The 905-nt window shown below is 43.5% G+C and carries 2 protein-coding genes; both read left to right on the forward strand.

What is annotated here, in order from left to right; translation table 11 throughout:
• Positions 1-68 precede the first annotated feature (68 nt).
• Positions 69-356 carry an IS66 family insertion sequence element accessory protein TnpA gene (tnpA, locus tag G3O08_RS20745; RefSeq protein WP_163287357.1) on the forward strand — a complete coding sequence of 96 codons (288 nt, stop codon included), beginning with the start codon at positions 69-71 and terminating at the stop codon, positions 354-356.
• Positions 356-706, forward strand: a complete 351-nt coding sequence (gene tnpB, locus G3O08_RS20750) for an IS66 family insertion sequence element accessory protein TnpB (RefSeq protein WP_262888997.1) — start codon at positions 356-358, stop codon at positions 704-706. The genes tnpA and tnpB overlap by 1 nt, the downstream gene beginning before the upstream one ends.
• The last annotated feature ends 199 nt before the right edge of the window (positions 707-905 follow it).

The following is a 905-nucleotide window of genomic DNA, read 5'->3' on the forward strand; positions in this document are numbered from 1 at the left end:
GTATCCACCCGACCATCCCATATTGCCTAATTCCCACCCCCGCCTGATCTTTGTCGAAAATAATTTTGATGAAGTTACAAGAAAAAATGTTTGCTCTGGTTCAAGCCTGGCAAGAGAGCGGAATGGTCAGGCAAGAATTTCTATCCGACAAAGCTATCAGCTTATCCAAGTTTAACTATTGGCTATACAAATACCGCAAAAGCCAACAGAAGCATCCACAAAATTTACCGGTTCGGTCTACACCCGGAGATTTTAAATCTTTTGTTCTGTCAGATGAGGCGATTGAAACTAGCGGTCAATCGGTAAGCATGGAAATCACCACTCCATCGGGTGTGCGGATCACGATTTACAACTAATGTTTGGCATCGATACGCATCGCAAGGTTTTTCTTTATAGCAAGCCCTGCGATATGCGCAAAGGTTTTAACGGGCTGCACGGCTTGGTGCTAAATGCCATGGATATGGATGTGCGCTGCGGCGACCTGTTTGTATTTGTGAGCAAAGACCGCAACAAGGCCAAAATACTTTACTGGGATACTGACGGGTTGGTACTTTTTTACAAACGGCTTGAAAAAGGAACTTTCAAGCGCCCCACCGCGCGTCTTGACGCACCAAATAGCGAGCTGACAAAAGAAGAACTTTTCATGATATTACGCGGAATTGATTTTGAGAAAACCAAGAAAAGAATGCGGTATTTACCCCATTAAATTGTTCATTTCTTTGGGCTGAAATAGCAGTAACAATGCGGTTTTTAGAGTATGTTTGGTATATGCAATCGCTGCTCGACAAACTCTCAAAAGACGAACTGATCCAACTGGTATTGGAACAGGGTGGGCGGCATGAAAAAGTACAATCCGAATACAGCCAAGTACAATCCGAATACAACCAAGTGCAATCCGAATACAA

It is taken from the genome of Cryomorpha ignava (assembly GCF_010686655.1).
GTDB classification, from domain to species: Bacteria; Bacteroidota; Bacteroidia; order Flavobacteriales_D; family Cryomorphaceae; genus Cryomorpha; species Cryomorpha ignava.

Bases quoted from the DNA above. Each gene is read 5' to 3' on its own strand.
- tnpA (WP_163287357.1), top strand. From the start codon at position 69: ATGAAGTTACAAGAAAAAATGTTTGCTCTGGTTCAAGCCTGGCAAGAG.
- tnpB (WP_262888997.1), top strand. From the start codon at position 356: ATGTTTGGCATCGATACGCATCGCAAGGTTTTTCTTTATAGCAAGCCC.